At 65.6% G+C, this 23,510-nt stretch carries 26 protein-coding genes and 1 riboswitch; of the genes, 17 read left to right on the top strand and 9 right to left on the bottom strand.

Annotated elements, in window-relative coordinates; all coding sequences use genetic code 11:
* Genes LZC95_50925 through LZC95_50945 form a run of 5 tightly spaced genes read right to left on the bottom strand, consistent with a single transcriptional unit; the run spans position 1 to position 5,880 of the window.
* Complete coding sequence (locus LZC95_50925; protein WXA94722.1) at positions 1–951, bottom strand: ABC transporter substrate-binding protein; 951 nt, start codon at positions 949–951, stop codon at positions 1–3.
* Entirely contained in the window at positions 948–1,718 is a 771-nt protein-coding gene (locus LZC95_50930; protein WXA94723.1) for an ABC transporter ATP-binding protein, read from the bottom strand. Before LZC95_50930 ends, LZC95_50925 begins: the two co-directional genes overlap by 4 nt.
* The gene (locus LZC95_50935) at positions 1,711–2,700 is read right to left on the bottom strand and encodes an iron ABC transporter permease (GenBank protein ID WXA94724.1); all 990 of its coding nucleotides are present in this window, start codon (positions 2,698–2,700) and stop codon (positions 1,711–1,713) included. The genes LZC95_50930 and LZC95_50935 overlap by 8 nt, the downstream gene beginning before the upstream one ends.
* A 1-nt stretch (position 2,701) precedes the next feature.
* On the bottom strand, positions 2,702–3,928 hold the full coding sequence (locus tag LZC95_50940) for a PQQ-like beta-propeller repeat protein (GenBank protein WXA94725.1): 1,227 nt from the start codon (positions 3,926–3,928) through the stop codon (positions 2,702–2,704).
* Positions 3,922–5,880, bottom strand: coding sequence for a TonB-dependent receptor (locus LZC95_50945; GenBank protein WXA94726.1), 1,959 nt, complete (start codon positions 5,878–5,880; stop codon positions 3,922–3,924). The genes LZC95_50940 and LZC95_50945 overlap by 7 nt, the downstream gene beginning before the upstream one ends.
* An 86-nt stretch (positions 5,881–5,966) precedes the next feature.
* Positions 5,967–6,202, bottom strand: a riboswitch (cobalamin riboswitch).
* 64 nt (positions 6,203–6,266) lie between these two features.
* On the opposite strand from LZC95_50945, the gene LZC95_50950 reads away from it, so the two are divergent.
* The gene (locus LZC95_50950) at positions 6,267–7,607 is read left to right on the top strand and encodes a DNA polymerase domain-containing protein (GenBank protein ID WXA94727.1); all 1,341 of its coding nucleotides are present in this window, start codon (positions 6,267–6,269) and stop codon (positions 7,605–7,607) included.
* On the opposite strand, the gene LZC95_50955 is transcribed toward LZC95_50950, so the two are convergent.
* Positions 7,604–7,996 (bottom strand): hypothetical protein, encoded by a 393-nt coding sequence (locus LZC95_50955; protein WXA94728.1) that lies wholly within the window; start codon positions 7,994–7,996, stop codon positions 7,604–7,606. The two genes, LZC95_50950 and LZC95_50955, sit on opposite strands and share 4 nt — an antisense overlap.
* A gap of 85 nt (positions 7,997–8,081) precedes the next feature.
* On the opposite strand from LZC95_50955, the gene LZC95_50960 reads away from it, so the two are divergent.
* The 4 genes from LZC95_50960 to LZC95_50975 all read left to right on the top strand — a co-directional run bounded on the left by LZC95_50960 (position 8,082) and on the right by LZC95_50975 (position 11,006).
* Positions 8,082–8,705 (top strand): RraA family protein, encoded by a 624-nt coding sequence (locus LZC95_50960; protein ID WXA94729.1) that lies wholly within the window; start codon positions 8,082–8,084, stop codon positions 8,703–8,705.
* Between the two features lie 65 nt (positions 8,706–8,770).
* Entirely contained in the window at positions 8,771–9,541 is a 771-nt protein-coding gene (locus tag LZC95_50965; GenBank protein WXA94730.1) for a hypothetical protein, read from the top strand.
* Entirely contained in the window at positions 9,538–10,521 is a 984-nt protein-coding gene (locus LZC95_50970) for an AraC family transcriptional regulator (protein WXA94731.1), read from the top strand. The genes LZC95_50965 and LZC95_50970 overlap by 4 nt, the downstream gene beginning before the upstream one ends.
* Positions 10,522–10,532: 11 nt before the next feature.
* The gene (locus LZC95_50975; GenBank protein ID WXA94732.1) at positions 10,533–11,006 is read left to right on the top strand and encodes a GyrI-like domain-containing protein; all 474 of its coding nucleotides are present in this window, start codon (positions 10,533–10,535) and stop codon (positions 11,004–11,006) included.
* A gap of 326 nt (positions 11,007–11,332) precedes the next feature.
* On the opposite strand, the gene LZC95_50980 is transcribed toward LZC95_50975, so the two are convergent.
* Together LZC95_50980 and LZC95_50985 are read right to left on the bottom strand one after the other, a co-directional pair.
* Positions 11,333–12,082: a hypothetical protein gene (locus LZC95_50980; protein WXA94733.1), complete on the bottom strand. Its 750-nt coding sequence runs from the start codon at positions 12,080–12,082 to the stop codon at positions 11,333–11,335.
* A gap of 43 nt (positions 12,083–12,125) precedes the next feature.
* Entirely contained in the window at positions 12,126–13,223 is a 1,098-nt protein-coding gene (locus LZC95_50985) for an ATP-dependent DNA ligase (GenBank protein WXA94734.1), read from the bottom strand.
* 429 nt (positions 13,224–13,652) lie between these two features.
* Between LZC95_50985 and LZC95_50990 the strand changes: the two genes are divergently transcribed.
* The 11 genes from LZC95_50990 to LZC95_51040 all read left to right on the top strand — a co-directional run bounded on the left by LZC95_50990 (position 13,653) and on the right by LZC95_51040 (position 21,645).
* On the top strand, positions 13,653–14,534 hold the full coding sequence (locus LZC95_50990; protein ID WXA94735.1) for a M23 family metallopeptidase: 882 nt from the start codon (positions 13,653–13,655) through the stop codon (positions 14,532–14,534).
* A gap of 114 nt (positions 14,535–14,648) precedes the next feature.
* Positions 14,649–15,293: a TetR/AcrR family transcriptional regulator gene (locus LZC95_50995; protein WXA94736.1), complete on the top strand. Its 645-nt coding sequence runs from the start codon at positions 14,649–14,651 to the stop codon at positions 15,291–15,293.
* Between the two features lie 56 nt (positions 15,294–15,349).
* A complete protein-coding gene (locus tag LZC95_51000; GenBank protein WXA94737.1) occupies positions 15,350–16,351 on the top strand; it encodes an HlyD family efflux transporter periplasmic adaptor subunit in 1,002 nt (333 codons plus the stop codon).
* 20 nt (positions 16,352–16,371) lie between these two features.
* A complete protein-coding gene (locus LZC95_51005; protein WXA94738.1) occupies positions 16,372–18,609 on the top strand; it encodes a peptidase domain-containing ABC transporter in 2,238 nt (745 codons plus the stop codon).
* Complete coding sequence (locus tag LZC95_51010) at positions 18,606–19,544, top strand: HlyD family efflux transporter periplasmic adaptor subunit (GenBank protein ID WXA94739.1); 939 nt, start codon at positions 18,606–18,608, stop codon at positions 19,542–19,544. The genes LZC95_51005 and LZC95_51010 overlap by 4 nt, the downstream gene beginning before the upstream one ends.
* A gap of 224 nt (positions 19,545–19,768) precedes the next feature.
* A complete protein-coding gene (locus tag LZC95_51015) occupies positions 19,769–19,999 on the top strand; it encodes a hypothetical protein (protein ID WXA94740.1) in 231 nt (76 codons plus the stop codon).
* Between the two features lie 36 nt (positions 20,000–20,035).
* On the top strand, positions 20,036–20,245 hold the full coding sequence (locus LZC95_51020; protein ID WXA94741.1) for a hypothetical protein: 210 nt from the start codon (positions 20,036–20,038) through the stop codon (positions 20,243–20,245).
* 15 nt (positions 20,246–20,260) lie between these two features.
* Complete coding sequence (locus LZC95_51025; GenBank protein ID WXA94742.1) at positions 20,261–20,431, top strand: hypothetical protein; 171 nt, start codon at positions 20,261–20,263, stop codon at positions 20,429–20,431.
* Between the two features lie 36 nt (positions 20,432–20,467).
* Positions 20,468–20,647 carry a hypothetical protein gene (locus tag LZC95_51030; GenBank protein ID WXA94743.1) on the top strand — a complete coding sequence of 60 codons (180 nt, stop codon included), beginning with the start codon at positions 20,468–20,470 and terminating at the stop codon, positions 20,645–20,647.
* A gap of 107 nt (positions 20,648–20,754) precedes the next feature.
* On the top strand, positions 20,755–21,408 hold the full coding sequence (locus LZC95_51035; GenBank protein ID WXA94744.1) for a hypothetical protein: 654 nt from the start codon (positions 20,755–20,757) through the stop codon (positions 21,406–21,408).
* Positions 21,409–21,429: 21 nt separating this feature from the next.
* Positions 21,430–21,645, top strand: a complete 216-nt coding sequence (locus tag LZC95_51040) for a hypothetical protein (protein ID WXA94745.1) — start codon at positions 21,430–21,432, stop codon at positions 21,643–21,645.
* A gap of 7 nt (positions 21,646–21,652) precedes the next feature.
* On the opposite strand, the gene LZC95_51045 is transcribed toward LZC95_51040, so the two are convergent.
* Positions 21,653–22,525 (bottom strand): helix-turn-helix transcriptional regulator, encoded by an 873-nt coding sequence (locus LZC95_51045; GenBank protein WXA94746.1) that lies wholly within the window; start codon positions 22,523–22,525, stop codon positions 21,653–21,655.
* A gap of 109 nt (positions 22,526–22,634) precedes the next feature.
* Between LZC95_51045 and LZC95_51050 the strand changes: the two genes are divergently transcribed.
* Complete coding sequence (locus LZC95_51050; GenBank protein WXA94747.1) at positions 22,635–23,507, top strand: hypothetical protein; 873 nt, start codon at positions 22,635–22,637, stop codon at positions 23,505–23,507.
* Positions 23,508–23,510 lie beyond the last annotated feature (3 nt).

A 23,510-nucleotide genomic window follows, 5' to 3' on the forward strand; every position in this document is an offset into this window, starting at 1 on the left:
TCACGGGGCACCCGTTGCCGCGCCGTCGCCGTAGACGGCGCGGCGAACGCGTTGTGCCGCCTCGAGCATGCCCAGCCCGGGATCGACCGTGAGCTCGCGATCGAGCTCGACGATCCCCCCGAGGGTCGAGCAGGCGCGAAGCCCACCGAGGCCGGCATGCTCGCAGATGCGCGGGCGCATTTCATCTTCGGTGACGATGACCTCGGGATCCATCGCCAGGATTTGCTCCGAGGAAAAATCCGGCCAATCGCGGTACGAGGAAGCCGCATCCATCAGGCCCCCGAAGGCGAGGACGTCGTGGTAGCTCGTGCCGGTGGCGCCCCCGAAAAAGTGACCGCCGTACGCGGAGAGGAACATCCCGCGCTTGCGCATCGCGCGCGGTATGTCGGCGGCCACGGCCTTCATCGAGGCGACGAAGGATTGCACGAGCCGCTCACCCCGCTCGGGCGCGCCCACGATGGCGGCCACCTCGCGGATGTTCGGCACGAAGGTGGAAAGTCCGCGCATTTCGCCCAAATCATAGACGGGGAGCCCTGCCTCGCGCAGGCGCGCCACCGGGCGCGGATCGCCGATGCTGCTGACGAAGAGCAGATCCGGATGCAGCGCGAGGATGGCCTCGACGTTCTTCGTGTCGTGGATGGTTGGCTTGCCGTGGAAGCGGTAACCGCGTGCGCGTTCGTCCGCGCTGTAGTGCGTAAAGGCTGCAATGCGCTCGGGCTCGCACAGCTCCAAGAGGAGATGGTCGGTCACCAAGCTCGCCGAGGCGATGCGGACGTAGTGCGCGCGCGGAAGGGTTACGCCCGCGTGATCCGTCCAGGGCGCGGCCGGCTCGGCAGCGTGCGTCTCCGTGGCCGCGGGCGCAGCTTGTTCGTGCGGTGTCCACGCGGCCGATGTGGACAGCGCCAGGGCGGCCACGAAGGCGGCCACGTTCCACGAGGTGACTGCCCTCACGATGGTTCCTCCTGCGGCAGTCGGAAACCGAGTGCGCCGTTGGGCACGAGGTGCACGCCGTAAATTCGTTCCAGCGAGCCGGCGCGGATGACCTCGCGGGTGGCGCCCGAAAGAACGATGCGGCCGCGTTCGAGCACGATGGCGTCGTCGGTCCAGTCGAGGGCCTCCTCCAGCGGGTGCAAGACCGCGAGGATCGCGTAGCCCGCTTTGGCGAGGGTGCGCAGCAAGCGATAGAGACGCAGCGCATGGCCGACGTCGAGGGCGGCGGTGGGCTCGTCGAGAAGGAGGAGGCGCGCCTCGGTGGCCAGGGCGCGGGCGAGGAGCACGCGCTGGCGTTCGCCCTGCGACAGTGCGGTGAAGGGGCGATCGGCGAGCGATGCGGCCTCGGCGAGGTGGATGGCGCGCTCGATGGCGGAGCGATCGCCGTCGGTGCCTCGAATGCGGCCGACGTGGTGCGCGTAGCGCCCTTGCGCGACGACCTCGCGCACCGAGAGCGGTGAGCGCAGCTCCGACTGCTGCGGCACGTAGGCGATGCGCCGCGCGCGCTCGGCCCGATCGAGCTGCGCGGCGGAGAGCCCCTCGAGGTCGATGTCGCCGTCATAGGGCAAGATGCCCGCGATCGCCTTGACCAGCGTCGATTTGCCGGCGCCGTTGGGGCCGAGCACACCGAGGATGCGCCCCGCCCGTGCCGTGAAGGTGACATCGTCCACCACGGGCCGCGCCCCGCGCACGACGCGAAGGTTGGACACGCGAAGGGCGTCATCCATGCGGTGCCCCCTTCTGCAGGCGCGCCAGGATGACCAGGAACGCCGGCGCACCGAGCAGCCCCGTGAGCACGCCCAGCGGGATCTCCCCGCGGGCGGGTAGCGAGCGCGCGAGCAGATCGCACGCCGCCACGAAGACGGCGCCCGCGAGTGCGGTGACCGGCACCAGGCGGCGATGCTCCACGCCCAGGAGTGGCCGCAACGCGTGCGGTACGAGCAGGCCCACGAAGGCGAGGTTGCCTCCGAGGGAAACGGCGCCCGCCGTGAGCACGGCGATCCAGAGCACGCAATAACGGCGCACCTCGGCGACGTTCACGCCGAGCGACGCCGCCTCTTCATCGCCGGACAGAAGCAGATCGAGCGGCTTCGCCCAGAACCATGCGGCACCAATGCCGGCGATCACCAGCGGCGCCGCGAGCGCCAGGTGCAATGGGCCTGTCGCGCTGAGTCCACCCAAGGTGAACGACACCACGGCGCGCCCGAGCTCCCACCGCTCTTGCGCCAGGCTGGTGACGAGGCTTCCCAGGCTGAGAAAAAGCGACGACAGGAGAAATCCGGTGAGGATGATCGAGAGCAGATCGCCCGCACGCTGCAAGAGCACGAGGATGATCGCCAGCGCCACGAGCGCGCCGAGCAAGCAGCCCACGGGCAGCACGGCATCGGGCGAGATGCCGCGAGGGCCGCGTCCGGCGAAGAGCAGCTCGAGCCCCAAGACCGCCGCGCTTCCCCCGAGGGTTGCACCCGCCGAGGTGCCCAACACGGAGGTATCCGCCAAGGGATTGCGAAACAGTCCTTGGATGACCAGCCCCGCCACCGCGAGCGCCGCACCCACGAGAAGTGCGGCGCCAAGCCGAGAAGCTCGAAGTGTGAGCAAGGTGCTGCGAAGCCCGAGGTCGTGAAGATCGCCCGCGCCCACGAGAAGGGAGGCCAGAACGAGCCCCACGAGCGCGACCAGCAGCACGCCGTACACGAGGGCGGCCCTCACCTTACAATCCTCCGATGCTGCGCGGCGGAAGACCGATCAGTGTATCGAGCACCGCATCCTCGAGCGGCTCGAACCCGCGCTCGGCCGTGACATGCCATCGTCGCAAGCGGTTGCGTTGCGCATCCCCGAGAAGGCAAACATCGCCGCAGCCGGGCGCGCAATGCATGCCGCCGAGCACGTAGGCCTTCGGCGCCTCCGCGAGCTGCACGACCTCGCCGGTCGTCGTATTCAGCGCGAATGCGGCGTCGCCCACCTTGCCATTGCCGCCGTAAGAGAGCGCGAGGATGCGATCTTCGGCCGCGAAGGTGATGGTCGGTTGCAGCCCCACGTCGAGCTTCTTGCCCAGATCGAAACGGCGGATCTCCTTGGGCGGAAGCACCGTCGTGTCGTAGAGGACGATGTCGCTGCCCTTGGGGTCGAACTTGTGCGTCGTCATGTTCAACTTGCTGGAGCAGGCCACCGCGGCCAAATCGCCCGACGGCGAGACGGCCAGGCGACCGCAGGCTTGAAGGCCCGGGATGTCCACGGTCCAGACGATGCGGTTCGTAGCCGGTGCGACGGCGACCAAGCGACCATCGCCGGTGCGCGCGAAGTCGGCGGACCAGCGGCCGAGGCTCACCACCACTTGCCCGCGAAGCCACGCCATGGCGTCGGGGCAGGGCTGAATGCCAGGAACGTCCTCGGGCATGGGGATGCGCCCGGTGATGGCGAACTTCTCGGTATCGAGCACGAGGAGATCGCCGCCTTGATCGAAGGACTGCGCGCCCGGCGACGGATTGGTTCCGTACCGCGACACGTAGGCGCGGCGAGCATCGACGTCGAGGTAATCGTGCGGGTTCGACTGAAAGCCGGTGCCGATGGGTAGCTGCGCGATGACGCGTGCCGTGCCGAGATCCATCCAGGTGATGACGTTCGTGCCGTAGCGGTCCAGGATGACCACGCGCTTCGAGCCAGGTGCCGCGAAGGGCACGTCGACATCGCCGGAGAGTGCGAGGGCGAGGCCCGGTTTGGCCGCGCCGCTCGAGACGAAGGACTGCGACTGCGTGACACCGTCCAGCGAGGAGACCACGATGTTCGTCGACTTGTAGTCGCTGGTGACCACGGCCACGGCGCGCTCGCACGAAGATCCCGCGCCGCCGTCGAAGGGCAGGCCGCCCGTCGATTGGGGAGCGGGGGATACGTTGCACGCCGCGAGAAAGAGCAGCGCGAAGATCGATTGCTTCACCATGAGGCCTCCACGCCGAAGTACGCGCTCCGTCCGGGGAGCGGATAACCGATGATGTCCGTGCGCCGCGCATCGAAGAGATCGGCCACGCGGGCGCGCGTGGTGAGCACGCCGTCGAACCACGCGACGTAGGCCTCCAGGTCGAAGGATACCTGTTCGTCGATGACGCCGAGGCCCGCGGGATCGGCGTAGCGGCTCGCTTGATAGACGGCGCGCGCTTCGCCGCCGACGGCGCTCGGTCCCTGGCGGTTCGTGCGCTTCCAGTCGGCACGAAGGCGCGGCACAGCGATGAGGCGTGACCGAAACGGCAGAATGTCATTCACCGTGGTGCGCTCCGGCGAGGTGTCGCGCGGATCCATGAAGGTGGCGGCCACCTCCGCGCGCACGAACTTGGTGAGCGCGACGCCGCCGAGAAGCTCCGCGCCGAGCACGCGCGCGCGTCCGACGTTGTACGGAACGACGTAGCCTTGGCCGGCGCGCTGGTAGGCGATGAGCCCGTCCACCGAGTGCGCGAAGACGAAGGCATCGAGAAACGCTCCCTCGAGGAAGCCGATGCGATTCGTTTGGATGCGGAGCCCCAGGTCTGCCGTGTATCCGTCTTCCGGCGCGAGGTTCGGGTTGCCATGCACCGTGCTCGCCACGCCATAGACCTCGCCCAAGGTCGGCACGCGCACGTAGCGACCCAGGTTGGCGAGCATGCGCACGCGTCCATCGCCGAGCTGCACCCCGATGCGGCCCGTGGGCTCGAGCACGTCGCAGGTGGCATCGGTCGCGCCGGTGTGGTGGCACTCGCCGCTGCCGAGCGCCCGCAGGGTTACGCCGGGGACGAGGCGCGCCTCGGCGCCGAGGGCGGCGCGGCCGAATTCGCGGTGGGCGCGGCCGATGGGCACATCGTCGGGATCGCGTTCGATGCGCTCGTGGGCGACGTTCACCATGGGGCGAAGCGTGAGGCGCTCGCCGAGCTCGAGGCGCGCGGCGAGGGATTGCTCGATGCGCCGGCCGACGATGTCGAGCTTCGTGTACTTCAGCGACAGCTCGCGGAGCGGGTCGTCGTACGACGTGCTGCCGACGAGAAACGAGGTGCGCGCATCGAGCACGTAGCGTTCGCGTGCATCGAGCGGCACGTGCACGGTGACGGCCCCGAGGGCACGCTCGGTGCGGCCGCGTGCGCGTGTCGACTGGCGCACCGCCAAGGTGGCGACGCCTTGCTCGCGGGAGATGCCGTTGGCGAGCACGTCGACGTACGCGCCCTTGCCGAGGTCCACGCGGGCGAGGCCCCAGCCCTCGAGGGTGCGCTGGTCCGCGTTCTCACGACTCGCCGCCGTGCCCTGGCTTCCGTCCAAGAGCGTCCCGTGGTCGTCGATGAAAGGGTACCGATTCGTCGCATGGTCCGCGCTCACGCCGACCAGCGCCTGCACGGGGCCGGCGTTCAGCGCTTGATGCACCCAGGCTTTGCTCGTGCCCCAGGAACCGCCGTAGTAGCCAAAGCCGCCCCGGTTGGATTGCGGCCGTCGAGGCTCGAAAAAAATGGCCCCGCCCGGCGCGAGCCGATCGGCCTCCAGCGGGGCATTGCCGCGGTAGATCTCGATGCGATCGATGAGCCAGAGCGGCACCATGGAGAGGTCCGCCGTGCCGGCCACGTCATCGTTCAGGCGAACCCCCGCGAGGTACACGGGCGTCGACGCCGCCGTGGCGCCTCGGATGGCCGCGGTGGCCAGCGCACCAAAGCCGCCCGACTCACTGACGGCCACGCCGGGTTGCGTGCGGAGCACGTCTTGCGCCTCGAGCCCCGGCCCGACGAGCCGCTCGCGCGGGACGACCGAGCTGGCGACGGCCCGGTCCTTTGGCGCGATCGGATCACGCACGGCATCACCCGTCACGTGCACTTCGGCGACAGGCTCTTCGCCGTACGCCGGCATGGATGCCAGTGCTGCGCCCATCGAGAGCGCTGCCACCGTTCCACCTTTGATTGCCGCCCGAAACCGCATCCACGTTGCCCGCCTTCCCCACGAAGACTCAGGTCAAAGCGCGGGCCAAACATCGGCGGCGCGCCACCTTCGGCAGGTCTTCGGACTCACGGGCGAGGTGGCTCGGTGGAGCCGCATTTCCTAAGCATCGCCGCTTCCCAGGCCCCCCAGACTCGGGGTGGTACCCAGTGCTTCGTTGGCGAGGTTCGTTCCCGTTTACCGCTGCGGGGCAGTTCCGGATTTTCACCGGATTCCCTTTTGAGCCGCCCGGGCGATGGCCCGAATCGGCACCGAAAGCAGACGGCCTAGTAGCTCGGAAGACTCAGCCCGTCAAGGAAGGCTGCGCCTTGCTGGGTTTCGTGTAGCGTCAGAGGGTGGCCACCAACGCGAAGAACGAGGATTCGGAGGTGCTCTCGGTGGACGGGCACGACGTTGCCGTCACCCATCCGAGCAAGCCCTACTTCACGAAGGAAACGAAGCTCTCCAAGCTCGACATCGTGCGCTACTACCTGTCGGTGGCGCCCGGTGCATTGGGCGGAATTCGCGGGCGGCCCATCGTGCTGAAGCGCTTCGTCGACGGCGCCGAGGGGGAGGCGTTCTACCAAAAGCGTGCCCCGGAAAAGCGGCCTCCGTGGGTTCGCACCGTCACCTTGGCCTTTCCCTCCGGGCGCACCGCGCAAGAGATCGTCGTGGACGACGCCGCGGGGCTCGCCTGGGTGGTGAACCTCGGCTGCCTGGAGTTGCACCCGCACGCGGTGCGCGAGACGGCGATGGAGCACCCCGACGAGCTGCGCGTGGATCTCGATCCGGGACCCGGCGTCGTTTGGGAGGACGTGCGCCGCGTGGCGCTGGAGGTGCGGGCGCTGTTGGAAGAGCACGGGCTGACGGGATGGCCGAAGACCAGCGGCTCCCGTGGGATCCACATCAACGTGCGCATCGAGCCGCGATGGTCCTTCAGCGACGTGCGTCGCGCCGCGCTGGCGTTGTCGCGGGAAATCGAGCGCCGGGTCCCGACCTTGGCCACGTCGAAGTGGTGGAAGGAGGAGCGCCACGGCGTGTTCCTGGACTACAACCAGAACGCGAAGGATCGGACGACGTGCTCCGCCTATTCGGTGCGCCCGCTCCCCGATGCGCGGGTCTCGACGCCCCTCGAGTGGAGCGAGGTGCCCGATTGCAATCCGGCCGACTTCACCGTGCTCACGGTGCCGGCACGATTTGCCGAGCGTGGCGATCCCCACGCGCGCATCGACGAGTTCCCAGGTTCACTCGAGCCGCTGCTGGAGCTCGCCAATCGGGACGAGGCGGCGGGTCTCGGGGATGCCCCATGGCCTCCGCATTTCCGCAAAGGCGACAGCGAATCGACGCGCGTCGCCCCTTCACGGGCCAAGGGCGTCAAGGCGGCGAGCAAAGGCGCGAGCAAGGCGCCGCGCAGCAAGGCACCCAAAATGCCGCTCCTCATCATCGCGCACTCGCCAAGCAAAGAAGCCGCGCTCGCCGGTCTGGAGCGATGGAAGGCGAAGTACCCCGCCGTCGTCCCGCACCTCGCCGTCGACGACGTGCTGATCGACGCGATGCGCGGGCGCTCCTCGACTTGGACGCGCATCCGCGTCAACCTCCGCCACGTTCCCGAGGCCGAGCGCCCGCCGCAAGAGACGCCCGATCCCGACGACGACCCGACCCGCGCCTGGCGCGAGGCCATGCGCAAATCTCCTTAGGCCACTGCGGCGCCCGCGGCCCGGCGAAGTCCGACGGCCTGCGCCGCAACGAAGGCCGCCGTTCCCACGGCGACGAGGAGCGTCGCCTCACGGCCGATGGCACTCAGCGTGGTAGGACGAATCAGGACGAGCGCGATGCTGGCGACGACATAGCCGGCATCGGCCACGGTCAGTGCGAGCGCTTCGAGCGGGCGCCTCCGTTGCGCTACGACGGCCAACGCCGCGGCGACGAAGACGAAGACGGCTCCGACGGCCTGAAGCGGCGTTCCGTCCGAAAGGCCAAAGGGAGCGGCCAACGCCGGGCCGTCGACGAGAAGAACGGCGCCGCAGAGCGCGGTATAAAGGGCGTTTCCGCGAAGCGCGGTGCGAAGCATCGAATCATTGCGCATGGTCAGTTTCCTCCGTTCGACTACGAGGGAAAACCTAAGCGACGGCGAATACCTCCGCGATTACCTGGGAGGTAACATGCGAGCCATGAGCGACTACCGCGCATTCCAAGAGCTGTCTCCCACCGCACTGGCCAACGTTCTGACGCGCGAGCACGTGATGGATATCGGCGTTCGCCCGCTGTGGGCAGGGATGCCCCTCGTGGCCGGCCCCGCCTACACGGTTCGCTGCGAGCCGGGCGACAACTTGATGCTGCACGCGGCCATTTACCGCGCGCCGGCCGGTTCCGTGGTGGTGGTCGACGCCGGCGGCGATACGAATTACGCCGTTGCCGGCGGCAACGTCTGCGCCATCGCTCGAAAGCGTGGCATCGCGGCGTTCGTCGTCGATGGCGTCGTCCGTGATCTCGCCGAGATCCGAGAAAGCGCCTTTCCCGTTTTCGCGCGCGGCGTCATCCCCATTCCCGGTATCAAGGATCGCGTTGCGCCGCTCAATGCGCCCGTTCAGTGCGCCGGGGTGCGCGTCTCTCCCGGCGATGTGGTGGTGGCCGACGAAGAGGGCATTGTCGTCGTACCCCACGCCGAGGCCGACACCATCTTAAGGGAGGCGAGAAAGCGCGCCGACAAAGAGGCCAGCGAAACCTTGGACGCCTGGGAATCCGCCCACCGCTCTCGCGTCGAAGAGATTTTGCGCACCAAAGGGTTCGTCTGAAACTTTTTCGGCTCAGTTGATTTTCGCACGACGGACCGTTGTCCGCGGGGCCATCAGAGAATCGTATGTTTCCCGCGCAATCGGAAGGCGGCTCGACACCCTATCCATCCCTCGGCACCAGCGACGATTCGGAATCGACTTCCCTCCACGCGCTCATCGTTCGCGCAGAACAGTGCGAACGTAGGCGACAGGAAGAGAATCTCCGCGCGCAAGCCGCCCGCGCACAGGCCGCCCGCGAAGTGCGTGACGCGCAGGAGCGCGAATGGGAAACGCGGAGGCAGCGCGCGGAGGCGGCCCGCCTCGAGCGCGCGCATGCTCCGGCCATCGCGGAGCCCCAGGTCGTGCACGAACTGCCGAATAAGCCTGCGCCCGCCGCGCGCGAAGCCGAGATCGCCGCGTACACCAGGGCGATGGCGGCGCTCATGGGGGCGGTGTTCGCCTTGGTTTTGCTCGAGTCGGGTTATTATGTGCTGCTCGCGCCCTCGCGCGTGGCGCGCTTGACCGACGCTTCGCATCGTGTGCTCCGTGAGCGCAGTCGCGAACTCGCGCAGATGGAGCACGCCATTGCCGACGAGCGCACCAAGTCGGCCGCGCTCGCAATCGAGCTGGCCCAAGTCCACGAGAACAACGCGCGCCTCGAACGCGAGCTTTCCGCGGCACGCCGCGAGCGGTACGCGCGACCGGCGCCCGCGCCAAGTGCCCCCGTCATGGCCATTGTGGGCGCGCCGCCCCGAGCATCCGTCACGCCGCCCGACGAAATGGAGAAACGTCCGCCCCCGCCGCCTGCGCAAGAGGCACCCTGCCATCCGGGCGATCCGCTTTGTAGCAATTTGTGAGCGGGTTCTCCGCGTACACTTCCTTGGTGCGCGACAGCTCTCGAACCGAATACCAAACGCGGATTCATCGCGTGCTCGGTCACATCGAGGACCACATTGCGGAGGACCTGCCGCTCGAGCAGCTGGCGCGCGTCGCGTGTTTGTCGCCTTTTCATTTTCATCGCGTGTTTCGGGCCATGATGAACGAGGGGCTGAACGCGTTCGTGCAGCGGAGGCGGCTCGAGCATGCGGCGCGGGAGCTCGATGGCCGGCGGCACACGACGATTCTCGAGGTGGCCAATCGGTACGGATATGAGAACGCGGCCGCGTTCTCGCGGGCCTTTCGGCGGCAATTTGGCGTGAGCGCGACCGAGTGGCGGCGAAGTGAGGGGAACGCGCGGCGCGTGCGACTGCTCGGGGAAAAAGAGAGGACCCGGAGCAAAGACCGCAAGATCGGCACAGACCTCGGCGAGCCCGTGTGGGAGAAGCTTACCCATCGAGGAACGACCATGCCGCCCGCCGCCGAATCCGCACGTCCACGCATCGAACGACTGCCGCGAGTCGATGCCGTGGCCATGCACTACGTGGGCGCCTACGGCAGCAGCGACATCACCAAGCTCTGGATGCGCCTCATGGCGCACGCCGATGCAATGGGCGTGGTTCACGCCGAGACGGAATGCGTTGGTATTCTCCATGACGATCCGGCCATCACCGAGCCGGAGCGCTGCCGCTACGACGCCTGCGTCATCGTCGCGCGACCCATCTCCGATGCGCTCGTCTCGTCCGTGGTGCTGCCAGGCGGTGACTACCTCGTATTCCCATTCGTCGGTGCGCCGGTGGATGTCGACCCCGCGTGGGACGCCGTTTACCGTGCACTCGTCGACAGCGGCTACCAGCCTGCCAATGGCCCGAACCTCGAATGGTATCCCCCGCAGCCCATTCTGGATCCGGCCAAAGGTGTATTTCGTTGCAAGATGTGTGTTCCCGTCGTCTCTCTCTGAATAGGTGAAATATGAAATATGCCGAACGCGACGCCTTCGAGGTCGTCGGGATTGAAATCCGCACGACCAATGCCGACGAGGTCACGCCACGGGGAAAGATCCCAGGCCTCTGGCAGCGCTTTTTCTCCGACGGTGTCCTGGATGCGATTCCGCACCGCAAACTCGGGGCGCCCATCGTGGCCGTGTATTCCAATTACGAGAACGGCGTCCACGGCGCGTATTCGCTGCTGCTCGGCACGGAGGTGACCGCCATCGACCGGCTCCCCGAAGGTCTGGTTGCGCGAGCCGTACCCAAAGCGAAATATGCCATTTTCGAATCGAACCAAGGCCCGACCTCCCAAGTCGTGCCCGATGTCTGGAAGCGCATTTGGAATTGGGGCGAGGGCACCCGTGCCTTAGCGGCCGACTTCGAAGTCTACGACGAGCGCGCCCGCGATCCCGCAAACGCGCGGGTCGACGTGTTCATCTCCGTCGTAGGCCCCTAGACTAATACGTTGGGAGATCCCCCGGCTCGGGCGGGGAGGTATCGGAAGTTCGACGGTTCCTGGATTCTGTCTTTTCCCGTACACGTTCCCGTTCCCGTTCCCGTTCCCGTTCCCGTTCCCGTACACGAATGCGCGCAAATTCTCGAAGCCTGACAAGAGGCGTGTAGGTGCGGCGAGCGAATCGTTGCCATGTTGACCAAACTCGCCAAGGTTCTCGAGTCGGGATGAAGAGGAGATCGGGAACGGGAACGTGTAAGTGTACGGGCAGAGGCCACGCTCATTGTTAGTCAGACCCAAAGCTCTGCTCCGGATACCCCATATGGAAGCTACGGCGAAAAGTCGAAAATGACATTGTCGTAGCGGACGATCCAAGGTGCCGGGCCCTCCTTGGCGTAGGGCATTCCGATGTAGAGCGTCGGGGAGGCGAGGGACCAATTCAGGGGGCACCCTTCGAGGGGGACCCAATCGGAGCTGCGCTCGCGACGGCCCTTCAGTTTGAGTGGCGGGCCCGCCTCGAGGACGATTTCGACGCGCGCCCAGTGATCCTTGCTCCCGTCCGGCATCTCGCCGAGGCTCCCGCAATCGAGGTACTGCTTGTCCGCGCGACGCGACACGTACAACTTGTTCTCGTAAACGACGATCACCAGGCTTACGCTTTGGTTGAAGGCGATCTTCAAGAGCTCGGCCTTCCAGTCCTTGACGTGTGGAAACGAGATCAACCGCACATGGGCCGCGAGGCGGATGCGTGTCGGATCTGCATCCATGAATGCCCGCGACATCACCGCCACGCGGTGGTTGGCCTCCGCTGGAATCACCGCCACCAACGACTGCGGGGGCGATATCGATGTCGTCGTGTCACGGCCAAAGGCGCCGCCATCGCCAACGTCGATTTGGAAACCGGCCCCGTACGATTCGTTCTCCTCGAAATCCTTGCACAGCTTCACGCCTTGCTCCGGGGCGCAGCCTCGTACGGCGAGCGCGTCGTAGTCGCTGCTGAACCCGTCGAGCGAGCACGCCACCCCGCACAACACCAGGATGCCTCCCACGAAGAGAGCTCGGCGCCACGCTCGTCGCATGTGCCGGCAGAATCCACCGTTGCCTCGTCGGTGTAAACGGTCGTCAGCGCGTCGCCGTTCCAAAAATCGAGGACAGCTCGTGCGGCGCCACCACCTCGAGCTGCGCGTAGGTGCAATCGGCCGGCTTCTTGTCCGTGCGCCAGCGCCGGAAATGCGCCGTGTGTCGAAATCGTGAACCCTGCATATGGTCATAGGCCACTTCCACCACGAGCTCCGCCCGCAGTGGCTCCCACGACAAATCTTTGCCCTGACTCCAGCGGCTCTTGCCGCCCGGCACACGTTGGCCCGGGGTGGCGTCTTCGCCGGGCATCATCGCCTCCGCCCAATGCTTCCAGGGATGGTTCTCCAAGGCATTGTCGCGATATGGCGCGAGATATTCGACGAGCTCGGCGCGCTTTTTCGTGGTGAAGCTCGCCGCCACGCCCACGTGATGCAGCGTGCCCGCCTCATCGTAAAGGCCGAGGAGCAGCGACCCAATGGCCGTGTGCTCACCGCCCTTGTGCCAACGGAAGCCGGCCACCACGCAGTCGCACTCGCGCTCGTGTTTCACCTTGAGCATCACGCGCTTGTTCGGTTCGTAGACGCCTGCCGCGGGCTTGGCCATCACCCCATCGAGACCGGCGCCCTCGAAGCGCTTGAACCAGTCCTCCGCCGCGGCTCGATCCGTCGTGGCGGGCGTGATGTGCAGCGGGGGCTGGGCTGCGGCGAGCAACGCCTCGAGCCGCGCGCGGCGCTCGTGGAAGGGCAACTCGCGCAGGTCGCTCTCGCCCTCGCAAAGCACGTCCCAAAAGACCATCGAGGCGGGCATCTCGCCGGCGAGGAGCTTGATGCGCGACGCAGCCGGGTGAATGCGAAGTTGCAACGCTTCGAAATCGAGCGCGCTGCCCCGCGCAATCACCAATTCGCCATCGAGCACGCACCGCTCGGGCAATTGCGCGCGCAGCGGATCCATCAGCTCCGGAAAATACCGATTGAGCGGCTTTTCGTCGCGGCTCTGAATGAATATCTCCTCGCCGTCGCGGAAGACGAGCACGCGAAAGCCATCCCACTTGGGCTCGAAGATCCATCCTTCGCCCTCGGGCAGGGCGGAAACGCGCTTGGCGAGCATGGGGAGGACCGGCGGCGGGACAGGTAGGTGCATCCTACAAGGGTCTCGCGGCTGGCCGGTGAGGTCAAGCGTGCGCATCCGGCTCGGGTGAAGTGTCACGCCCGCACGGTCGTCCGTCGTCGGTCGTCCGTTGTCTGGCTGCGTCGAAATACCTTTTTCCAATTTGGAAACAGCGCGTGTCCGTCTCACCCACGGGACGAATCGCGCCATGGACATCATGTCGCGATATCGAACAGTGGTTGGGCAGAACTTGCTCATTTCGAGCAACCCTGTTCAGTTGATGACCGCCAATCAGAGATCGCGAGACATCGCGGTAGGTCGCGGTGCGCCGCGATGTAAGACCGATTCGTGTTGGCAATATGAAATCTCACTACTGACAACGTTGTATAGCTGCTAAAAGCGACATGGGTATCACATCGCACCAAGCGGTGTATGCCACCCCTTTTGCCAGGAGAGGGACCCATGAAAGCCATTCACGTCGCAGTGTTTGCGTTGCCGCTGTTGACTGGTGTTTTCTCGTGCGCGTCGGAGGATACGACGGCGTCGGCACCGGCCGAGCAGTCCAATCTCGAGACGGCAGCCATTCAAGCTGCGCCCACGTTTGCTCCCACGTTCAAGGCGCCATTCCCGTGTGGCCAGCAATGGACATTCAGCCATCACTCGGCCGAGGTGCGCCGCGCACTCGATTTCATTCGCACCGACGGTGGTTCCACCAACGGAACGCCGAACCTCGCCTCGGCCGCCGGAACGGCGTACCGGTATTACGAAGCCGGCGGTGCGGGCAATTACGTGGTCATCGACCACGGCAGCGGCTGGAAGACGTACTACTTCCACCTTTCGCAATTTTCCATTTCCCACGGCCAATACGTGGAACAAGGCCAGCAGATCGGCCTCACCGGAGCCACCGGCAACGTGACGGGGCCGCACATCCACTACGAGCAGCTCTACAACGGAGTGGGCCAGAACATTACAATCAATGGATCGGGGCTGCCGTATCCGGGTCAGTATTATCAAAATTATCTAACCAGCGACAATGGCTGCGGGGGTGGGGGAGGCAAGTGGTGGGTCGACACCTTTGCCCAGGCCGTCGGCTACAACGATGCGAACATGTCCGATGCCCAGGGAGAGCTCTACAAAGGCACGAACTACGTTTACTGCAAGGTGTGGGGCAAAGAGGTGCGCAACGGAGATCAGTTCAACCACTGGTGGCTGCGGACGGACCTGGACGTGACGTACGCCGGCAAAAACGGGCGCAACGCGTACGTCTCGGCGTATTACCTCGCCAAGTGGGGCAACGACGAGGCGAAGGACAACAACGGGACGGTGATCCCCGATTGTCCGTGACGGCCAACGGCCACCCAGGTCCTGACGGCTCACTATCCAGGTCCTGGCGGGGCCTGAGGGGGAGCTCGCTACAAAACGGAATGCATTCTTTGTCTTTCATTCAATAATGCCACCATGGCCGGCCGACCCCGGGAATTCGATCGCGACGAAGCGCTCCTCAGAGCGCGCGATGCCTTTTGGGCGCGCGGCTACGAGGGGACGTCCATGTCGGACTTGGTGTCCGAGATGGGCATCGCCTCGGCGCGCATTTATGCGGCGTTCGGCTCGAAGGAGGACCTGTTTCGCGAGGCGGTGCTTCTCTACGAGGCGCGCGAAGGCGGATTCGCCACGCGCGCCCTCGCGGAGGAACCCACCGCGCGCAGTGCCATCGAGCGCATGATGCGCGAAGCGGCCGCCACCTACACCCGCCCCGGCAAGCCGCGCGGATGCATGGTGGTGACGGCGGCGACCAACATCGCCAAAGACAACGACCCCATCTTGGCCTGGCTCACCGAGCACCGGCGCGCCCGCACGGCGTCCATCGTGCGGCGCCTGGAGCAAGCCGTCGTCGAGGGCGAGCTCGCCCCCGACACCGACGCCCAGGCCCTGGGCGATCTCTTTGCCATCTTGATGCACGGCATCTCCGTCCAAGCGCGCGACGGCGTGTCCGAGGAGCGGCTCCTCGCCGTCCTGCCCCTCGCCATGGACGCCTTCGACCGGCATGCGCCGGCCAAGAAGCGTGGCGTCGTTGGCGCCTCGGCGGTTCGACGGGAGCGGTGAGCGCGTAGGTCGCGTCCTCCCCAGACGACGGGTGTCCACTCGAGTGAACACCCCGCGTGCGCGATTTTCCGCGATTTCGCGCACCGCGGGCTTGGCCGCGCTCGTGCATCGGTGCCCTCGGGCCGATGACCTTTCAGCTCTTTCGCAAAGCCGCCATCGATCACCAAGCCGGTGAACACCTCGACGGCGACGTCCTGCGCGTACAGACGAGGTGGACGAAATGGTCGCTGCGCCTGATTGGCATAGCCGCCGTGGTCGCCTTGGTCTTCGTCATCGTTTTCGACGTCACCGAGTACGCCGAGGGTGCGGCCATCGTTCGCGTCGAAGGGCGCCGGCCCATGCTCACCATGGTGGGGGGCATCGTCGAGGCCGTGCACGTGCAGCCCGGGCAGCACGTGGAAAAGGACCAATGGCTCGCCACGGTGTCGGCGCCGCTCGAGGAGGCCGAATACCGGCGGGCCAATACCGAATTTCGACTCAGCCTCGCCGCCCTGCTTCGCGATCCCTCGGACCACACGGCGAAGGCCACGTTGGCCTCGCTCAAGCCCAAACGCGATAGCTCGGCGCAAATTGCCAATGCGCGCTTCATTCGTGCGCCGCACGCAGGCATCGTCACCGATGTTCGCGTGCGCCCGGGGCAGTACCTCACCCCGAACGAGGTCGTGTGCGGCATTGCGCCGGAAGGCGCCGAGGTCTCGCTCATCGGGCTCATGCCCGGCGAATACCGCCCCATGCTGCGCGCGGGCCAGCCGCTGCGCTTTTCCTTGAGCGGTTACAAATTCGAATACCGCAACGTCGAAGTCGAATCCGTGGGCGAAGAAGTCGTGGGCCCCACGGAAATGCGCCGCTACCTCGGCCAGGAGGTGGGCGATGCCATCGCGCTCCCCGGCCCGACGGTGCTGGTGAAAGCACGTCTTCCGTCGCACACCTTCACCACCGAGGGGCAAACCTTTTCCTACGCCGAAGGATTGACCGGGCTGGCCAGCGTCCGCGTTCGCAAGGAGCCCATTCTGGTCGTGCTCATTCCCGCGCTCAAAGCCATTCGCCCGCGTCACTAACCCGATATGGAGCCTCCCCCGTGAATCTCGACTCCATCGCTGAAACCATGCAGAAGCACCCCGCGCTGGCGGGGTTGGGCAAGCTCGCACCGCGCAAGCGCGTTCCCGTTCTCGTCCAGCTCGAGGCCGCGGATTGTGGCCCCACCAGCCTGCAGATGGTGCTCGCCTACCACGGTCTGGAGGTTCGCCTCGACGAGCTGCGCGTGGCCACCGGCTGCAACCGCGATGGGGTCAATGCCCTTTCCCTGGTGCAGTGTGCGCGGGATTATGGACTATCGGCGCGCGGCGTGCGCATCGAGCTGGACGATCTCCGTCACCTCGACCCCGCGTCCATTCTGCATTGGGGATTTGCTCATTTCGTGGTTTTCGAGTCCATCACCGGCGACAAGGTCCACATCGTGGACCCCGCCGTGGGCCGGCGCGAGCTCACCTTGGAGGAGGTGAGCGAGTCGTTCACCGGTGTGGCGCTGCTCTTCGAGGTGCAGGACGGCTTCCAAAAGGGCAAATTGGACAAGCCCCTGCGCAGCTACCTGAAGAAAACGCTGCGCGGCTCGAACGACTGGCTCCGTGTGATTGCCATGTCCGTGGTGCTTCAACTTTGCGGCCTGATTCTCCCGTTCATCAATGGTCGCGTGGTCGATCGGGTCATTCCCCACGCCGATCGGCACCTGCTCCTTGTGATGATCCTCGGCCTGATCACCGTGGCGCTGTTCGAGTTTTTCGCCACCGTGGCCCGCTCGAACCTGCTCCTCAATTTGCGCACGCGGCTCGATGCGCAGATGACCCTCGGCTTCTTGGATCACATGCTCTCCCTGCCGTACTCCTTCTTTCAGCGGCGGCACGCGGGCGACTTGATGATGCGCCTCAATAGCAATGCGCAGATTCGTGAAATCCTGAGCTCGGGCGTGCTGAGCGGGGCTATCGATGGCCTTTTGGTGGTGGTCTATTTGGCATTGCTTCTGGCATTGAGCTGGAAGATTGCCCTGGTGGCCATCGTGCTCGTGGCCATCGAGGCCGCGGTTTGCTTGATCATTCGAAAACGGCAGCAGGCCTTGATGACGAGCGCGCAGCAAAAGCAGTCGGAGAGCGAAAGCAACTTGGTCGAACTGCTCAGCGGCATCGAGACCCTGAAGACGACCGGCTGCGAAGGTCGTGCCGCCCAGCGGTGGTCCAACCTATTCGTCGAGGTGATGAACATCTCCATTCAGCGCGGTCGCATGTCCGCGTGGTCCGATTCGCTGCTCCACATCGTGTCCACGTTGAGCCCCTTCGTGCTCCTCATTTTCGGCACCTACGAGGCGATGGCCGGGGACATCACCTTGGGCAGCATGTTCAGCGCCCTCTCGTTCGCGAACGGCTTCATTACGCCGGTATCGAACCTGGTCGGGCTCTTTACGCAGTTTCAGCTGGTCGGCGTGTACATCGACCGCATCGAGGACGTGATGTCCACGGAGAAAGAACAAATTCGCACGGACTTGCGCATGGCCCCGCGTCTGCAGGGCGGCATCCACGTCGACAATGTGTCGTTTCGATATGGGCCCAAAAGCAAATTGGTCGTCCAAAATGTATCGCTCTCCATCCAGCCGAGGCAGTCAGTGGCATTGGTGGGGCGATCGGGCTCGGGAAAATCCACATTGGCCGCGCTGCTCGCGGGCCTCTACACGCCGACAGAGGGCAAAATTTCGTACGATGGGATGAACCTCGCCGATCTGCATTTGCCCAGCCTGCGGCGGCAAATTGGCATCGTCATTCAAAGGCCGTACGTCTTCGGCACGTCCATTCGAAGCAACATCACGCAAGGCGATTCCTCGATTGAGTTGCACGCCGTCGAGCGGGCGGCGAGGGCGGCGGTCATTCACGACGATATTCTGGAAATGCCCATGGGCTACGAGACGCCGCTCACCGCGGGCGGGGGAACGCTGTCGGGCGGGCAACGGCAGCGGCTTGCGTTGGCCGGGGCGCTTTTGAAGAAGCCGCCGATTCTCCTGCTCGACGAGGCGACCAGCGCGCTGGACAACCTGACCGAGCGCGCCGTGCACGAGAACATCGATCGACTGGGGTGCACGCGCATCATCATCGCGCATCGACTCAGCACGATCCGGCGGGCGGACGTCATTCTGGTGATGCAGGACGGCGTGCTCGTGGAGCAGGGCAACCATCGTTCGCTGCTCGAACTCGGCGGCGTCTACGCATCGCTGGTGGCCGCGCAGACCTCCGAGGGGGAGGCCTACGACTTTTCCATGGAGGGTGCCGCATGAAGGCGCTGCGAACGTTGGGAACGAGTCTCTTGGTGACCCTTGCCGGTTACACAGTGCCCAAATATGGATGGCCCATCGTCCTGGAGCAGGCCCGCGCGCAAATGGACGCTGCGCACCGCGAGCCGGAGGCGCCGCCCGACCCCGGCGCGAAGCAAAAGGTCATCGACCCGTGGACGGGGGTTCTCCTCGCACCGGCCGTCGAGTTGACCGCGCGCCTCGATGCGCGATTGGCCAAGGTGTACGTGCGCGTCGGGGATACCGTGCACGAGGGCGACGTGCTCGCGGAGCTCGACACCACCGTGCAGCAGCACGAGATTGCCGCGGCGGAAGCTGCCGTTCGCGCATCCCGTGCCGAGGCCTGGCAGGCCAGCGTCTCGCTCGCGCAGGCGCGGGATCGGCAGGCGCGCCGTGGCGCGGTCGTCAAATATGGGAATACCGAATTGCCCATCGTGTCGGCCGAGGAGCTGGCCGGCTCGCGTTTCGATTCGCTGGCGGCCAGCAGCCGCGTGAGCTCGGCGGCCGCGAGCGCCGACGAGCGCCAGGCGCGGCTCGGGCAATTGCGCGCCTTGGTCGACCAAGCCACGGTGCGCGCGCCCTTCGATGGGGCCATCGCCACGCGCTATTTCGAGCCCGGGGCCATCGTGCGCTCGGGCATGTCCTTGGTGCGTCTCGTGGGCTCCGGCGGTCTTCGCGTGCGCTTTGCCGTGCCCGAGGCCGAGGGCACTTCCGTGAGCATGGCCTCCAAGGTCGTCTTGGAGTGCAACGGCCGCACGTTGCACGCGACCGTCGATCGCATTGCGCCCGAGGTGGAGTCGAGCTCGGGCACCGTCTTCGTGGAGGCCGCCGTTGCCGCGCAGGAAAGCGAGCATGACGCCCTCGCAGGCCGCGTCGTGGCCGTGCGCGCCGCCCCGGCCCTGGGCGAAGCCGCGCCCTAATATCGATTTCATTCGCTGCCCACGACGGCCCGCCTTCCTGCGAAGGTGGGCCGTTCGCTATTTGGAGATTCGTCCTCGCACGGAGACTCGAGAGGTCGAGTGAAGCCTCCGGTGGACATTCGCGAAATCAATATAGCCGGATTTCGAAGGTTTTTGCACGGCACGGCGCTTGTAATGAAGGGAAATGCACGGCGCGAAGCCCGATGCAAAAGGAGATAGGGAACATGAACGCGATGAATTCGAAGACCGTGGGTACGACGCTCGAAGAGGACATGTTGGCCGCGGTGCAGGGCGGCGGAAAGCTTAGCAAGCCGCCCAGCGGTTTCTGGGGCGGGGTGCGCAAGGTGGCCGGTGTCGTCGGCAAATTCGGCCGTTTCGCAGGAGGGATCCTGAGCGGCGTGTCCATCGTTTCCCAATTCATCGATGGATTCAACGAAGGTCGCAAGCACGCCTAATTGTCAATTCATCAAAAAAAGGAACGGTGAACGATCATGACGACGAACGCATTTCAGGCCAAAGGCAATCTCACGCAAATCTCGGACGACGACTTGGCGATGGTTCAGGGCGGCGGCTGGAAGGGCGCCCTGTTGAAGTGGGGCGTCCGCACCGTGGTGGGTGGGGTGGCCACGTGGGTTGCAGGAAAAGTCTCCAAGGAAGCCGGCCGCGCGACCGGCGCATGGTTCGAACGGCACTTCGGTTGAAAGGAAGGAACGACAATGAATACGAACAAAGATTCTCTCCAGACATTGAGTGACGACGACCTCGCGCAAGCGCAGGGCGGTTGGATCGTCGGGGCCATTGGTATCGCGGTCGGTATCTACGGCACCGTGTGGGCGGCCGGCCACGCCAAAGGCTTGCAGGACCGCGGCAAGAGGCGCCGTCGCTAATCGCACCCATTCGGAAAAAGAACATAGGAGATCAGCATGAATACCGTTACCCAGTCTCACGTCAGCCCTTCGAATCAACGCGAACTCACCGAGGAGGAGCTTGCCGCCACCTCGGGAGGCTTCATCGGTTGGCTCGGCCTCGCTGCCCAAGGATACGGCTTTTACAAGAGCCTCCAGCTCACCTACCGCCACGGCTACCGCACGGGGCGTCGCTAATCGAAATACGAATCGCATGTCGTCGAGTTGTCGGTCCAGCGGCGTAGCCCGCTCCGCCGCTGGGACCCGTCCACCGCAATAGGGAATCGTCCACGAGGAGCCGTATCATGAAGAATTCGAACATCACGAAGTGGGTCAGCGCCCTATCGATCTTGGCCATCGGTGCCGGGTGCGGGGGCGGGGACGAAGGTGCACACAACCCGCCGGCGGACGCAGGCATCGACGCGCCCTTGGATGCGGTCGCCGTCACTCCCGACGCCGGCGACGGAGGCTCGTGCGGCACGACGACCGAGCTCATGGCCAATGGCGGTTTCGAGGAAGGCAATGCTACCTGGACGACGTCGGGGCGGGTCATCACCAACATGGGCCAGGATGGGTATCCCGCCCGCGCGGGCACGTTCAAGGCGTATTTCGGTGGCTTTGGCTACGGCAACACGGGCACCCTCTCGCAAAAGGCAGCCCTTCCCGCGGAGGCTTGCAAGGCGACGCTTTCCTATTGGGTTCGCGTGTTGAGCGACGAGCCGGATTCCGCAGGGGAGGCCGACACACTGACGGTGCAGTTGCGCGATGCCAATGGCGCCGTATTGGAGACGCTTTCCAAATTGTCCAATCGCACCCTCTCGGGCAGCTACATCCAGAAGACCGTCGACCTCACGCCCTACAAAGGAAAAACCGTCGAGGTGCGCTTCGTCGGTATCGAGGATCGGCAGACGCCCACCAGCTTTTTCGTCGATGACGTTTCACTCTCGTACACACATTGATTGCCCATCAAGGAGACCACCATGAACACGATGCTCGATCTCGCCGACGAATCCCTCGCCCACGTTTCCGGAGGCACGGCCTCGCCGGCCAAGCCCATCACCGAAGAGACCCTGAACAAAGCCATTCACAAAGCCTTGGACGAATTCGTCAAGAAGTTCGGCTTCGGTCGCACGCGCTGCTTCCCCACGTTTCCAGCGAAGTCCAGTGCAGCCCGCCCTGCCGCGCACCGCGTGTGACGTCACTTCAGCGCGCGGCGCTCGGGGCGATGCCGAAGCGCCGCGCGAATTGGCGAGAGAATTTCCCTGCCGAGGCATATCCGCATCGCCGGGCGACGTCCGCCACCGCGAGCCGGCCGTCGCCGAGCAGCACCTTGGCCAGCTGCAGGCGCTCGTCGAGAAGGATCTCGCGCAAGGTGGTGCCATCGCGGCCGAGGCGGCGTCGCAAGGTCGCGGGTGAGAGCCCCAGCCGGCGCGCCACGCTCTGCGCGGGCCATGGAGCATCGGGCGCCTCGCGCACGAGAAGACGCACGGCGCGCCCCACGTCGGTCGACACTTGGGCGCGCGCCATCGCGGTCTGCGGCACCTCGTCCTCCACGAGAAGCGCGAGCAAGAGCCCCTCGAGCCGGTGATGCAAAATGCGCGGATGCGCACCCGGATCGAGCAGCGTCTCGCAGAAATGCGCGAGCGCCTGCAACGCCGTGAGGCCGACCCGCAAGGTGTGCGCCTTGCCCGTGAGCCACGTATCGTGTGCCAAGTCCGCGTGGTGCCGGAGCAGGCGCGCGTGCGAATCGCCCAGAATTTCCACGGCCAGCGCACGGTAGCTCTGCGACGCGGGATCGGGCACGTTGGTGATGCCCAGCGATGTGCCCCGCGGCAAGAGCAGCGCCTCGCCGGCGCGGACGATGTACGTCGCCCCCATGTCGACGCGCTTGTGCCCCTCGAGGACGAACACCATCCAGGGCGACTCCACCGCGACCTGCGCCATGCGCTCGCGCGAGCGGCACGCATAGGCCAGCAGGCGCGCTCCGTCGGCGGCGGTCACGTTGGTGCCCTGATGCTCCGTCGCCCTTTCGGCGAGTGCAATCAAGTTCCCGATGGCAAGGGCCCGAGCCGACATGACATCCCATTAATACCGGTATCGGTGCGCCGTGCAACTGAGCGGAACGGGCAAGCGATCGAGCGGAACGGGCACACGGTTCGCGTAAGAAGCCTCTAGGTTTCCGCGCATGACATCGCAAACCTGTTGCGCTGCTGCCTTCTCGATTCTGATCGGATGCGCGAGCACATCGCCGCCGCCTCCGCTTTCGGGCTTCGCCGCGCCCGAGTCGGTGCTCTACGATCCCAAAGGCGAACAGTACTTCGTGAGCAACATCCAGGGCGATCCTTTCGCCGTGGACCACGATGGCTTCATCTCGCGTGTCGCGCCCGACGGTACCCTGATCGCGCTTCGCTTCATCGATGGACGCGGCGCCCCCGACGGGTTGAGCGCGCCGAAGGGAACCGCCCTGGTCGGCCGCACCCTTTACGTTGCCGACATCGATCGCGTGCGCCTCTACGACGCGGACACGGGCCAATCGCGCGGCGCCATCGTCATCCCCGGCGCAAACTTCCTGAACGACGTCGACGCCGCCCCCGACGGCACCGTCTATGTCACGGACTCCGCCGTCCGTCGCGAAGGCACCCTCTTCGTCCCCAACGGCACGGAGGCGGTCTATGCCCTCGAGCAAGGGAAGGCCCCGCGCCAAATTGCCCACGGCGATCTCGGCTCGCCGAACGGCATCGCCTGGAACGACGGAAAGCTCGAAATCGTTACCCTGGTGAGCGGTGAGTGGATCACCTTGAGCCTCTCCGGGGAAATCCTTCAGCGTTCCACCTTGCCCACGGGCATGCTCGACGGCGTGGTGAAACGCGAAAACGGCGAGCTCCTCATCTCGAGCTGGAATGGCCCCGCCATTTACAGTGTACGTGCCGGTGCCGCGTCGAAAACACTCTTTGCAAACACGCTTGGGGCCGACATTGGATACGACCCCAAGCGCGCTCGGTTGCTACTTCCGAATATGACCGAAAATACCGTCTCGTTCGTTCCTATTCCGCATTAGCCC

The sequence above is a fragment of the Sorangiineae bacterium MSr12523 genome (assembly GCA_037157775.1).
Classification (GTDB): domain Bacteria; phylum Myxococcota_A; class Polyangia; order Polyangiales; family Polyangiaceae; genus Pendulispora; species Pendulispora brunnea.